The 13,274-nt window shown below is 64.3% G+C and carries 11 protein-coding genes; 10 read left to right on the top strand and 1 reads right to left on the bottom strand.

The genetic code is table 11. The features are described from left to right. The first annotated feature begins 137 nt into the window (after window positions 1-137). The 6 genes from ACGHX3_RS02285 (at window position 138) to ACGHX3_RS02260 (ending at window position 7,962) form a co-directional block, all read left to right on the top strand. Entirely contained in the window at window positions 138-818 is a 681-nt protein-coding gene (locus ACGHX3_RS02285) for an ABC transporter ATP-binding protein (protein WP_394697220.1), read from the top strand. Next, window positions 815-2,254, top strand: a complete 1,440-nt coding sequence (locus tag ACGHX3_RS02280; RefSeq protein ID WP_394696254.1) for an ABC transporter permease — start codon at window positions 815-817, stop codon at window positions 2,252-2,254. Before ACGHX3_RS02285 ends, ACGHX3_RS02280 begins: the two co-directional genes overlap by 4 nt. Continuing rightward, a complete protein-coding gene (locus ACGHX3_RS02275) occupies window positions 2,251-3,504 on the top strand; it encodes an ABC transporter permease (protein WP_394696253.1) in 1,254 nt (417 codons plus the stop codon). The genes ACGHX3_RS02280 and ACGHX3_RS02275 overlap by 4 nt, the downstream gene beginning before the upstream one ends. A gap of 72 nt (window positions 3,505-3,576) precedes the next feature. After that, complete coding sequence (locus ACGHX3_RS02270) at window positions 3,577-5,619, top strand: TonB-dependent receptor (protein ID WP_394696252.1); 2,043 nt, start codon at window positions 3,577-3,579, stop codon at window positions 5,617-5,619. Between the two features lie 200 nt (window positions 5,620-5,819). Then, complete coding sequence (locus ACGHX3_RS02265) at window positions 5,820-6,863, top strand: TonB-dependent siderophore receptor (RefSeq protein WP_394696251.1); 1,044 nt, start codon at window positions 5,820-5,822, stop codon at window positions 6,861-6,863. Continuing rightward, the gene (locus ACGHX3_RS02260; RefSeq protein ID WP_394697219.1) at window positions 6,808-7,962 is read left to right on the top strand and encodes a TonB-dependent receptor; all 1,155 of its coding nucleotides are present in this window, start codon (window positions 6,808-6,810) and stop codon (window positions 7,960-7,962) included. The genes ACGHX3_RS02265 and ACGHX3_RS02260 overlap by 56 nt, the downstream gene beginning before the upstream one ends. A 115-nt stretch (window positions 7,963-8,077) precedes the next feature. On the opposite strand, the gene ACGHX3_RS02255 is transcribed toward ACGHX3_RS02260, so the two are convergent. Continuing rightward, window positions 8,078-8,704, bottom strand: coding sequence for a tyrosine-type recombinase/integrase (locus ACGHX3_RS02255; RefSeq protein ID WP_394696250.1), 627 nt, complete (start codon window positions 8,702-8,704; stop codon window positions 8,078-8,080). A 166-nt stretch (window positions 8,705-8,870) separates the two neighbouring features. Between ACGHX3_RS02255 and ACGHX3_RS02250 the strand changes: the two genes are divergently transcribed. Genes ACGHX3_RS02250 through ACGHX3_RS02235 form a run of 4 tightly spaced genes read left to right on the top strand, consistent with a single transcriptional unit; the run spans window position 8,871 to window position 13,272 of the window. Continuing rightward, window positions 8,871-11,162 (top strand): TonB-dependent receptor, encoded by a 2,292-nt coding sequence (locus ACGHX3_RS02250; protein ID WP_394696249.1) that lies wholly within the window; start codon window positions 8,871-8,873, stop codon window positions 11,160-11,162. Window positions 11,163-11,187: 25 nt separating this feature from the next. Further along, window positions 11,188-11,469 (top strand): hypothetical protein, encoded by a 282-nt coding sequence (locus ACGHX3_RS02245; protein WP_394696248.1) that lies wholly within the window; start codon window positions 11,188-11,190, stop codon window positions 11,467-11,469. Further along, window positions 11,459-11,734, top strand: a complete 276-nt coding sequence (locus ACGHX3_RS02240) for a hypothetical protein (RefSeq protein ID WP_394696247.1) — start codon at window positions 11,459-11,461, stop codon at window positions 11,732-11,734. The genes ACGHX3_RS02245 and ACGHX3_RS02240 overlap by 11 nt, the downstream gene beginning before the upstream one ends. Next, entirely contained in the window at window positions 11,731-13,272 is a 1,542-nt protein-coding gene (locus ACGHX3_RS02235; RefSeq protein WP_394696246.1) for a PepSY-associated TM helix domain-containing protein, read from the top strand. Before ACGHX3_RS02240 ends, ACGHX3_RS02235 begins: the two co-directional genes overlap by 4 nt. Window positions 13,273-13,274 lie beyond the last annotated feature (2 nt).

The following is a 13,274-nucleotide window of genomic DNA, read 5'->3' as shown; positions in this document are numbered from 1 at the left end:
GTCGAGATGGCGAGCCGCGGGATCTTGCCTTCTCTTGTGAATGTAATGTTATTACATTATGGTAAATGGCTGCCCCGCAGTGAGCCCTACCAGCCTTGAACGCGCCTAATCCTGTCGTCGACATCCAGTCCTTGACCGTGTCCTTTCCCGGTAAGGCCGTCCTATCCTGCCTCGACCTAAAGGTGGAAAAAGGCAGCATCTATGCGCTTCTCGGCGGCAATGGCACGGGCAAGTCGACCACGCTATCGGTGCTTCTGGGCTTCTTGAAGCCAACATCCGGCGAGGTCCGTGTGGGTGGGTTCACCCCATGGCGGACGCCGGACCAGGCGCGCGCGCAGCTGGCCTACCTGCCAAAGAACGTCGCGCTCTACGAACACCTCACCGCCATCGAGAACGTCGACTATCTGCTTTCGCTTGCCGGTCGCCGGCACGATGTGACCGCCATCGGGGATGCCCTACGTGCAGCGGGACTGCAGGAGTCGGCCTGGCGGCAGCGCTTGGGCGGGTTCTCCAAGGGCATGCGCCAGAAGGTGGCAATCGCCACGGCGCTGATGCGCGAAGTGCCGCTGCTGTTGCTCGATGAGCCCACCTCCGGTCTCGATCCGGGCGCGAGCGCGGACTTCCATGGCCTTCTGGAATCGGTGAGGGCGCGAGGCGCCTCGGTCCTGATGGTCACCCATGACCTGATGGGCGCGGTCGACGTCGCCGACCGGATCGGTGTGCTCGAGCATGGCCGGATCGTGCACGAAGCCAATCGCGCGGACTTCGACCTGAAGGCGCTGCATGCCCACTTCGCCGGACGAGCCCACGCCGCATGAGTGTGGTCGTTCCTGTAATGCGCAACGAACTGCGCGCGATGGTCCGCAACCGCACGGCGCTGGCCGGCATTGCGCTGCTGGCGATGCTTGCGATTGTGGCGACCGTGGTGTCCCTGCACCACATGAACAGCGCGGCCGAGTACCGCAGCCGCCAACAGGCCGCAGCGCAAGCCGCCTTCGAGGCTCAGCCGGACCGCCATCCCCATCGCGTGGTCCACTACGGCCACTTCGTGTACCGGCCGCCTTCGGCACTGGCCGCCTTCGACGCCGGCGTTGACCCGTTCACCGGCAGCAGCATGTTCCTGGAAGGGCATCGCCAGAACACGGCCAACTTCGGCGATGTCATGCAGGGCTCCATCCTGACGCGCTTCGGCCAGCTCACGCCGGCGTTCCTGTTGCAGGTGCTCGCGCCGCTGGTGCTGGTGTTCCTCGGTCACGGCGTGCTGTCGCAGGAGCGCGAGCGCGGGACCTTGCGGCAACTGATGCTGCAGGGTGCGTCTTCCCGAAGCATCGTCGGTGGCAAGCTCCTGGCGCTGCTCGTCGTGGCCGGCGTGTTCATGCTGCCTGCGTTTGTGGGCCTGGCGACCATGGCCGCTGCGCCTGCAGCATCCACGGCGGTCGCTTCCGCCGTCATGCTGGGGTACGTGCTGTACCTCGGCCTGTGGTCGGTCCTCATCGCCTTCGTGTCGGCCGCCATGAAGCGCCGCCGCGACGCCCTGCTTGCGCTGGTGGCGCTGTGGGCGCTATCCACATTGTTGATCCCGCGCATCGCACCTGACGTCGCCTACGCGGCGCAGCCGCTGCCGGACCGGCTGCAGACCGAGGTGGGTATCTCGCGGGACCTGCGGGCCATGGGGGACAGCCATGATCCCAACGATCCGTACTTCAACAGATTCCGCCAGAGCGTCCTCGATCGCTACGGCGTCGCGCGCGTCGAGGACCTGCCGGTCAACTACAAAGGGCTCCTGGCCGTCGAAGGCGAACGCCTGACGTCCCGCCTCTTCGACGAGTATGCCGCGCGCAGCGCCGGCATCCAGCATGACCAGAACCGGTTGGTCTCCTGGTTCTCCGTCCTCAGTCCGTCCATCGCCCTGCGCCAGGTCTCGATGGCCGCTGCCGCCACAGATCTATCGGCGCATCTGCGTTTCCTGGAACAGGCCGAGGCTCACCGTTATCGCATGGTGCAGCAGCTCAACCAGTTGCAAGCCGATGGCGTCTCCTACGCGGACGACACCGCACGCGACGCCGGGGCCGACCAGCGCAAGCGCGTCAACCACAGTCACTGGCTGGAGATTCCGCGCTTTGCCTTCACGCCTCAACCACCCAATGCACTGCTGAGAGCGATGTTGCCGGGGATATTGGTTCTGCTGGCCTGGCTGACGGTGGCCTTGTTTGCGCTGGGCTGGCGCGCACGTCGGCTGGAGGTGACCCGATGAACCTCTGGCGTTACGAATGGCGTCTTTTACTGCGTTCACGCATCCCGGTTATCGGTCTGCTGGTGCTGACGGCGCTTAACGTCGCCAGTCTCGTGTCGGGCGTGCAACGTATCGACAGCCAGCGCGAGGCGATCGCCCGTATCGCAGCGCTGCAAGCGGCTGATCTCGCTGCCGTCGCTGCGGCTCACGGCGACTCGACGGACGCAGGCCAGGCCGCCTACTACTCCTTCCATCCCACCTGGAACCCACCGTCGGCGCTGTCCTTCGCGGCCGTCGGCATGCGCGACGTAGCGCCCTTCATACTGCGCGTGCGGGCGCTGGGGCTGGAGGCGCAGATCCATGACGGGGACATCTTCAACCCCGAGCTCGCCTTGGCCGGGCGCTTCGACTTCGCGTTCCTGCTGACCTTCCTGTTTCCGGTCTTCGTGATCGTGCTCTTTCACGACCTGCGTTCCAACGAGACGGAGTCCGGCCGCGAGCGGATGCTGCGCAGCCTGCCCATGGGCCTTGGCCGCTTGTACCTGCGTAGGGCCATAGTCCGCGCGTTGGCGTTGCTGGCATGCGTAGGGGTGCCGTTCACGGTGGTCGCGCTCCAGCAAGGCGTAACCCTGTCGAAGATCGCCGGCGTACTGGGGCTGGCCACGGCTTACCTGGTGTTCTGGGCCGGGGTGTCCTTGCTGGTGGCCCGGCGCGGGTGGAGTTCGGCGACCAATGCCGCGGCCCTTGCGGCGTCCTGGGTCGCGATCGCGCTCGTGCTACCTGCCCTGGCGCACGTGGCGATCGAACGCGCCATTCCGGTGGACCAGGGGGCCGAGATTGCGCGCGCCCAGCGTGAGGCGGTCAACCGGGCATGGGACATCCCGCGCGAAGACACCATGCAGCGCTTCTATGCGCGCTATCCGGAATGGAGCGACTCAGCCCCCTTGGGGACCGCGTTCCACTACAAGTGGTACCTCGCGTTCCACCAGAACGGCGACGACGATGTCGCGCAGATGGCCGCCGACTACCGCGCAGGGATCGAGCAGCGCTCAACCACGGCTTCCAGCCTGGGCTGGCTGTTGCCGCCGGTGGGCATGCAGGCGGCATTGACGCGCCTGGCGGATACCGACATGCGGGCGCATCTCGCCTACCAGGACCGGATCCGCGCCTATCACGCGGACCTTCGCGCCTATTACTACCGATTCCTCTTTCGCGATGAGCCGTTCCGGCAGGCGGACTACCCGCGTGCGCCCGCGTTCGAGCCCCACTAGGCCCCATCGCTGCTTCCCACCCTCATCCCACTCCCGGTACCGCCCTGCGGGACCTGCCAGGCCTCTGTCTCCATGAAATTCCACATCCTGAGTATTTCCCTCCTATCTGCATTGGCGGCCAACTCGGCTCACGCGCAATCCACAGGCGCCACTACGTCCATGGGAACGGTGGAAGTCCGCTCCAGCCGAGGCCAGCTCACCGCGAACGAAGTGCTGACGTCGGTCGACGTCATCGGCGCCGAAGATATCGAGGACAAGAACGTCTCCCAGAGCTGGGAACTACTGGGCCTGATGCCCGGCATGCAGCTGACAGAGACGCGCCAGGGCGCGGAGTCCGGCAAGGTCAGCTTCCGTGCGTTCAATGGCGAGGGCTATCTCAATGCCATCAAGACGCTGATCGACGGCGTGCCGAGCAACGTCAACAGCGGAAACCAGCGCTTCATCGACATGCTGTTCCCGCTGGAGATCGACTACATCGAGGTCGTGCGCGGCACCAACGATCCACGCTACGGGCTGCACAACATCGGCGGCAACATCAACTTCGGCACGCGTCAGGGCGGCGAGTACACCGACGCGCGGCTGAGCTATGGCAGTTTCGATACCCGCGGCGTGCAGGTCGCCGTGGGCCGCGAGCGCGGTGGCTTCTCGCAGAACTACTTCGTCGGCGCGCTGGCCTCGGACGGCTACCGCGAACACGACAGTTCGGAGAAGTACTCCATCGGCGGGAAATGGTTCTACGGCAGTCTGGACGACGGCATGCGGATCGGACTGACCGCCCGCGCCTACCACCATGAGGCCGACGAGCCCGGCTTCATGACGGCCGAGGAACTGCGTGCCGACCGCCGCAACTCGGATCTGCGCAACCGCAACGACGGCGACGACCGCGACATGCGGCAGGCCGCCCTGCACATGGACCTTGGTCTGGGCGAAGGCCTGGTCCTGGGCAGCAAGCTCTACTACAACCGTTACGAAGATGATCGCCGCGTGACCTTCAGCGATCTACCCACCGGCAATGCGCCGCGGCAGCGCCGTCTCTGGGTCGAGAAACAGGCCGGCCTGCTCGCCACGCTGACCTGGACTGCCAACGACATGCTGACGCTGGAAGGCGGCATCAACTACGAGCAGCAGGACAATCACTACCGGCGCGAGCGCTTCAACTATGCCGAGCCGACCGACTTCGATGGCGTTCCGGCGCGCATCCAGAACGACGATACCCACACGTTCGACAACTGGGGCGCCTACGTCCAGGCGATCTACCAGCCCTTCGATGCGCTGAAGATCGTGCCGGCGTACCGCGTGGACAGGTTCGATGGCACCACGCACCTGCTGGGGGGCGTCCGTGCCCCGCTGCAGGACTACGGCACCATCGGGCAGCCCAAGCTCAGCGTGGTGTATGCGCTGACGCCCTGCACGAACGTCTATGCCAACTGGGGCCGCACCTTCCAGGTACTCACGGGCGCGACGGCGCCGGCCTATCTGACGCCGGGACAGGCGGCCGTGCGGCCTTCCACCAACACCGGCGTCGAAGCAGGCATCAAGTTCAGTCCGTTCGACGGTGTCCAGGCGCGTGTCGCGCTCTGGCAGCAGGATGCGGAGAACGAGGTCTCCAACATGCCCGCGACCGGCACCACCGTGGTGCTGGGCAAGACCCGTCGCCAAGGCGTCGACATGCAGGTCGATGCACGTGTGGGGGAGCGCTGGACGGTCTGGGCCTCGCACGCCTACCAGGAAGCGAAGATCGAACGGGACGGTCGCGCAGCCGGCCTTTCCCTCCAAGGGCGCGAGGTGGCCGCCACGCCCCGCTACATCAGCAATCTGGGTATCGACTTCCGTGCTACCGATGCATTGACCTTCGGACTGCAGGCTCGTGCGCAAGGCGACTACTACTTGGAGGAGCAGAACGTGGCCGGCAAGTTCGGCGGCTTCGCCGTGCTCGGCCTGAGCGCGAAGTACCAGATCAATCCGCGACTGAGCCTCGACATGCAGGTCAAGAATGCGACCGGACGCGAGTACGTCTACGCCTGGTACGACAGCTTCTTCTGGGAACAGGCGCAACCGATGTTCTCGCCCTCGTCGGGTCGGACAGTGTTCGTTGGCGTCACGCTGAAACTCTGACCTCACCCGCAGGAGAGCGGGTCGACGTTGTCCTACCGCGGAGAGGGTGCAGCGTCGTAGCGCAAACCGAGATAGCGCTGCGCAACAGAAGCGCCTGCGACATCCGATGCTCGAACTGCAAGGCAAAAGCGAGACGCCGGCTCGTCTTTGCGGCTAAACGTCCGACACATTGGGCTGTATAGAGGAACAAGGATCACGATATGGCTACACGATTCATATTGGTTGCCGGGCTCGCCTGTGCGAGCTTCCCTGCGCGGGCGAGCGACGCTGTCTTATTGGACAAAGTGACCGTTCTTGGCGAGGCAACAAGTCGGCTGGATCAAACGATGACGGCTGGCTCGAAGCTTGGACTGACCATCAGGGAAACGCCTGCCAGCGTGGAGGTGATCGATGCAGCCACCATCGAGAAACGGGGAGACAGCACCATTCTCAGAGCCGTCACCAAGGCGGCGGGCATCGTAGGTGGTTCATCGGGGCATGGAACGACTGGCAACTACTCGGTCCGAGGGTTCTCGGGTTATCCGGGCGTCGATTTCCTGCAGGATGGGGTAAAGCTCAACGGGACCATTTTCTCGAAACGAACGCTGGACGTGTCCAACTTGGATCGGATCGAGATCATAAGAGGCGCATCATCCGTACTGAATGGAGGAGGCAGCATTGGCGCGACGGTCAACCTGGTCACGAAGAAGCCGACATTCAGTGAGGAGAGCACGGAACTTGGTCTCAGAGTGGGAAGCCATGACAGTTACAGGCTCCACTTCGGGCGCTCGGGTATTGCCATCGACGATGCGCTTGCCTATCGAATCGACGGGGTGACCAGACGCATCGGAACCGACTACTACGGAGAAAAGAGAAAGCTGGACTCCCTGAGCGCATCCATCGTCTACACCGTCGGTGACGGGCTTCTGGCATCGTTGTCTTTGGAAAAATCAACGGATGACGGAACGCATGACTATCAGGGAACGCCGCTGATCAACGGAGTGTTGAACAGAAGCGTCAGGAGGATCAACTACAACAATCTTGAAGATGGGATTGATTCCGGGGAGAGCTTTTGGCTGCGAAGCGGTCTTGAGTGGCGCCTGGCCGGGAACCTGGAATTGAAGAATCAGCTCTACTACCAGACGGCCAGTTCAGACATCAGAAGGCTGTACCTGGCGGTGCAGAGTCCGGCCGACCCGAGCATGATCAATCGAAAGGGGGTACGACTCCAGCCAGGACCAGACGCTTATCGGCAACAGGCTTGACTTCATTGGCTCTGGCAACCTGCTGGGGCTGGAGAACAGGTTCGTTGTCGGCGTCGATGCAAGCAGGCTGGAGTTGCACCGGCAACAATCGACATATGCGGGACTGATCATCCCGACGCCCATCTACAACCCGGCCAAGCTCTACTACAACGATTTCTTTACCTCGACCACTGACGACTACAAGAAGCCCGATGTCGATATTGAGATGAATCAGGTCAGTGCTTATGTCGAGAATCAGCTGAGTCTGACGGACGACCTCAAGCTGGTAGCCGGCCTGCGGCATGATGCTTACGACATAGATTATGACTTCAAGCAAGGCCTAAGCAGCCCGATCAATCAGCTCATCAACAGGAAGCACGACAAGCTCTCTTACAGGGCGGGCCTGGTGTTCGACGCGACAAAGGCATCGACCTTCTACGCATCCTACGCATCATCGTTCGAACCGGGCGATGCCAGCGCCAGCTTTCTTACGGTGAACGCCGCACAGACAAAGCTTGACCTGACGCAAGCGGAGCAGCAGGAGCTGGGTTGGCGGATGTCCATCCTCGATGGGGCGGCAGAATTCACGGCCAGCGCGTACCGCATCTCGAAGAAGAACATGCTGGTGAGCAACCCGACGCCGGGAGCAGGACTGCTGAGCGTGGGCAAGCAGACTGCGAAGGGTTTTGAAGTTTCGTTGTGGCTACGCCCGGTCGACGAGTGGCAGATTGATGCGAACTTTTCCTACGTCGATTCAAAGTACGATGATTTTGTCCACAACGGCGTTGACTACTCTGGAGTAACGCCAAGCTCCATTCCCGACTACGTGGCCAATCTGGGCGTCAGCTATGCGCCGAACCGAAGCCTGAGTCTCGGGGCCTGGTTCAGGCATGTCGCGTCCATTCACACGGACAACATCGGGTTCTCCAACTCGGTGGCGCTGCCCGCCTACACCACAGTTGATCTGACGCTCGCCTACGCGTATGGCAGAAACACCACGTTCTCAATTCTTCTCAGAAACGTTACCGATGAGTTGTATGCCACGACCGCACGTCGGGATAGCCAGGTATTCCTCGGCGAGGGTAGAAGCCTTGAGCTCGGGGTAAACTTCAGGTTCTGATAGTGGTTCCTTCTCAGACGCTGCAGCATTCTGGATCCCACGACCCCCTGAGGGCTGAAACTACGTGCCGAACCGCATCGAAAGCGGCCGTGTGAGGACCGCTTTCGGTGACGCTCTAAGCTTCTGTCTGCTCTGCCAGCAACAGGGCATCATCCACCTCAACGCCCAAGTAGCGAACGGTGCTCTCAATCTTGCTGTGCCCAAGCAGTAGCTGGACGGCGCGCAGATTCTTGGTACGTTGGTAGATCAGCGATGCCTTGGTACGACGCATGGAGTGCGTTCCGTAGTTGACGGGATCCAGGTTGATACTGATCACCCAAGCCTTCACCATGCGAGCGTACTGGCGCGTAGAGAGGTGAGAGGAGCCTCGTTGCCTGCCGGGAAAGAGATGGTCGTCGAGCCCGAGCTTCTGACTATTGATCCACGCGGCCAGGGCATCTCTAGTCTGCGGCGTGATCTCGAACTGGACAGGGCGCTTTGTCTTGCGCTGGACGACGCACCCTCTGGAACCGATGTGCATGCCGTGTGTAACGTCTCGGACCCGCAGCCCAACCAGATCGCAAGCGCGCAGCTTGCTGTCTATTGCAAGATCAAAGAGAGCCAGCTGCCGGGTATCGCCCTTGAGCTGCAGCCTGACTCGAATCGACCAGATCTCCCTGAGCTTTAGTGGCGCTTTCTGTCCAACCAGCTTGCCTAGGTTCCAAGCAGGACGTGCCGCTGAGCGGCCTGAACTTCGCTTCATAGCTTTCTCCAATCCCGAGACGGTAGGTTCGAACCAAGGCATCCGGCCGGGAGTGGTTGCATTATTGCAAGTGACTCCTATTCGCATATAGCATAGTGCAGTCGGACGTCAGCCTGCCGCCGCGTCCCTGGTGACCTGCCCAAGGTCTCGCTCTGGGGAATCTCCCGTGTTGCACCCCCTGTCCCACGTTGCCGGCCAGCGCGTGTCCGTGCTGGCTGCGTGCCTGTTTGTCGCCGTCCAGGCCCACGCCCAAACCCAACCTGTTGCCACCCCCGGTCCCGAACCGACCACGCTCGACGAGATCGTCGTGCGCGGCGAGAAGACCGAACGCTCGCTGCAGGACACCACTGCCAGCGTCGCGGTGTCGACCTCGGTGAGGATGGAGCAGGAAACCCTGCTCAGCCTGTTCGACATCCTCAACCGCACCGCCAATGTGTCGCAGATGTACGGCGACCGCGGCTTCACCATCCGCGGCATCGCCAACGAGGCCGGCGCGCCCAACCCGCTGGCGACGATCTACGTCGACGGCGCGCCGCTGCCGAGCCAGGTGAGCGATGCCGGCCCGACCGACCTGTGGGACATCGCGCAGGTGGAAGTGCTGCGCGGCCCGCAATCGACCATCCAGGGCGAGAACGCCTTGGCCGGCGCCATCGTGCTGCGCACCGAAGACCCGACGATGGACTGGTCCGGGCGCGCCCGGGTGCTGCTGTCCGACCCGTCCGACCGCCGCATCGGCTTCGCCGGCGGCGGTCCGCTGGTCGCCGACGAGCTGGCGTTCCGGGTGGCGGTGGAAGACCGCTCGTTCGACGGTTTCGTCTACAACCCGACGCGCGGCGTGGGCGAAGACGAGCGCGAGTCGACGATGGCGCGCGCCAAGCTGCTGTGGACGCCGAAGGGCATCGACGGGCTGACCGCGCGCCTGACCTACACGCGCGACGACCGCCAGGGGCCGTACATGTACGCCTACTCGCGCAACGACGTGCCCAACCACTACGACGACCGCATCAACCTGTCGGACTACCCGGGCGCTACCGACACGCTGGCGCAGATCGCCACGCTGGAAGTCGACTACCTGCTGTCCGACCGCTGGTCGCTGTCGGCGGTGACGGCCTGGTCGGATACCGACATGCAGCGCCAGTTCGACACGGACCTGACCGAGCGCGCCGAGGCCTATGGCGACACGGACGAACAGTACGGCACGTTCTCGCAGGAGTTCCGCGCGCACTACCGCGGCGAGCGCCTGCGCGGCCTGGTCGGCCTGTACGCCTCGCAGCGCGAGACGGACAACATCAGCATCAACCGCACCAACGTGGACACGCCGGCCTCCACCATCGCTGCCGTGCTGCAGGGCGCCGGGCTGGATGCATTTACCGCGAACTACGTGGCCGGCCTGTACGCACAGGCCGTGCCGGTGATTCCGGTCGACTACGCCAGCGACGGCCAGTCGCGTTCACGCAACGTCGCGCTGTTCACCGATTTCGAAGTCGACCTGACGACACGCCTGGCCCTGCTGGGCGGCTTCCGCTACGACCGCGAGGAATACCGCTTCGGCGCCGTCGCGACGGCGGACTTTGCCGGCACGCTGCCCGACCCCGCCGCGTTCGGCCCGCAACTGGCGCCGGCCATCGCCGGCATCAACCAGGCCGTGCTCGGCATGGTGCAGCAGGCCAACAGCCAGACGCCCGAATCCACCCGCGACTTCGACGCGTTCCTGCCCAAGCTGGGCGTGCGCTATGCATGGACGGACGATGTGTCCACGGCGTTCGTCGTGCAGCGCGGCTACCGCTCCGGCGGTTCGGCGTTCAACATCGCGCGCGGGCAGAACTATGCGTACGACCCGGAGTTCACCTGGAACGCCGAGCTGTCGCTGCGCTCGCAGTGGCTGGACGACCGGCTGACGCTCAACGCCAACCTGTACTACATCGACTGGGAAGACAAGCAGGTCACCGCGATGTTCGGCATCAACGACTACGACTACCACACGGTCAACGCCGGCAAGGCGCACCTGTACGGATTCGAAGTCGAAGCCAGCCATCGCGTCGGCCCCGCGTTCGACTGGTACGCCTCGCTCGGCTACTCGCGCACGCGCTACGACGAATTCAAGACCATCCTGGACGCGCAGATCAACGACTACACCGGCTCCGAGTTCGCCTATGCGCCGCGCTGGACGTTCGCGGTCGGCGCGAACCTGCGCTTCGGCGACCACTGGCTGGCCAACGTCAACGCCAACTACCGCAGCGACGTGACGCCGGACATCGGCAGCGACGCGCGCCGGCTGTCGTCGCGCACGCTGGTCAACGGCCGCTTCGGCTACGAGAACATGGACTGGAGCGCCTATGTGTTCGCCAGCAACCTGTTCGACCGCGGCTATACCCAGTACGCCTGGTCGGACGACAGCCCGAACATCATCGCCGGTGCGCCGCGCGTGGTCGGCATCGGGTTCGATTACCGCTGGTAAGCCCCGGCACTCGCACGGAGTTTCGATGAAGAGCGTCCTCTACCTGCTGCCTGCGCTGGCCGCTTCGCTGGCGTTCTACCTGGCCTGCGCGCACCAGCGCTTCGCGCCGCGCGCGATCGCGAAGAAGCGCCCGCTGCGCGTAGTCGCCTGGTTGCTCACGCTGGCGGCGGTCGTGCTGGCGGTGGTGCAGCTTGGCGTGTGGGCCGGCGTGTTCGCCGCGCTCACTGCCGTGATGACCGCGCTGGTGGCGCTGCCGTATGCGGATGCGTGGTGGCATGCGCGGCAGGAGCAACGCCATGTGGGGTAAGTCGCTGGCTGCGGCCCTGCTGGGCCTGCCGTTGACGGTGGGCATCGTCGGCCTGGTGGCGCTGCACTGGCCGGGCGAGCTGACGCGGGTGACGTTGCCCTGGCTGCTGATGTCGTTCCCGATCTGGGTGGCGGTGATGTCGGGCGCGTTCCTGTTCAAGTCCGGCCTGCGCGCCTGGCTGTGGATGGGCGGCGCGACGCTGCTGTGCTTCGGCCTGATCCACCTGTCGAAGATGCTGGGCTGGGCCACGGAGCTTCCGGCATGAAGACCGCCACGCTGCGTATCTATCTGTCGGTGCACACCTGGGTCGGGCTGGTGGCGGGCATGGGCCTGTTCATCGCGTTCTATGCCGGCTCCATCATCGTGTTCGTGCACGAGTTGCAGGGCTGGGAACGTCCCGCCGAAACGGCGCCCGCTCGGGATGTCGGGTTCGCGCAGGCGCAGGCGCTGGTGGACCGCGTGCTGGCGAAGCATCCGGAGGCGGACCATGCCTTCTTCCTCACGCTGCCCGGCGAACACGGCCCGCGCCCGCAGCTGTACTGGTACGACGAGAAGACCGCCGAGCAGCACAAGTTCACCCTGGAAGGCGAGGGCCTGCAGCAGGCGCCGGCACGCGCCGGCTTCGTCGAGTTCATCTACGACCTGCACTTCACCGCGGGGCTGCCGCGCACGTTCGGCATGTACCTGTTCGGCGTGTTCTGCATCCTCTACGGCCTGGCGCTGGTCAGTGGCGTGGTGATCTACGCCCCCGGCTTCCTGAAGGACCTGTTCGCGCTGCGGTTGGGACGGAACATCAAGCGCATGTGGCAGGACGCGCACAACGTCATCGGCATGCTGTCGCTGCCGTTCCATGTGATCTTCGCGTGGAGTGGTGCGGTGCTGACCATCGGCTTCCTCATGCTGGCACCGTTCCAGTTCCTGGTCTACGAGAACAAGCTGCTCGGCATCCTGGAGAGCGACTTCGATGTGGCGCCGCACGTGGAGCCCGCTCACGTCGCAGAACCGATGCTGCCGGTGGCCGATCTGGTACGGCGCGCCGAGTTGGCGCTGCCGGGCATCGCCATCGAGAGCCTCAACTACCACGAGGCCGGCAACACCAATGCACAGGTCACGCTGTACGGGGAATTGCCGCAGCGGCGACTGAATTCCATGGGCGGCGTGGCGCTCAATGCCACCACTGGCGAACTGATCAAGGCGCTGCCGCCGAAGGACTATCCACCGGGCATGGCGTTTCTGCGTGGTCTGCAGCACCTGCACTACGGCAACTTCGGCGACATGGCGGTGAAGTGGCTGTACTTCGTGCTGGGCATGGCGGGCGCGTTCCTGTTCTACAGCGGCAACCTGCTGTGGATCGAGGCGCGCCGCAAACGCCGCGAGGCGGCGCAGCCGCGCCGCACGCGAGTGATGGCCGGGCTGACGCTCGGTGTCTGCCTGGGCTGCGTGGCCGGCGTGTCGGCGGTGTTCGTGGCGGCGGCGCTGCAGCCGTCGTGGGCGGCCTCGTCGGTGTACTACGCCGTCTTCTTCGCCAGCCTGGCGTGGGCGCTGTTGCGGCGCCCTGCGCACGCCGCAAACGAGTTGCTGTGGGCGTGCATCGTGCTGACCGCCGCCATCCCGGTGGCCGGCGCGGTGGCGTCGAGCGAGCACCTGGTCGCCGCGTTCGCGAACGGTCACTGGCACCGCTTCTTCATCGATGCGACCGCGCTGCTGATGGCGGTGGCGTTCTGGCGGATGGCCGCCGCCACCAGGCATCGCGCGCGGACAGGCGATCCGCATAGCATCTGGGCTGACCCCCGGCGGGACTGATT

It is taken from the genome of Pseudoxanthomonas japonensis, from assembly GCF_043632995.1.
GTDB lineage: Bacteria > Pseudomonadota > Gammaproteobacteria > Xanthomonadales > Xanthomonadaceae > Pseudoxanthomonas_A > Pseudoxanthomonas_A japonensis.
This window is presented reverse-complemented; position numbering and strand designations above follow the sequence as displayed.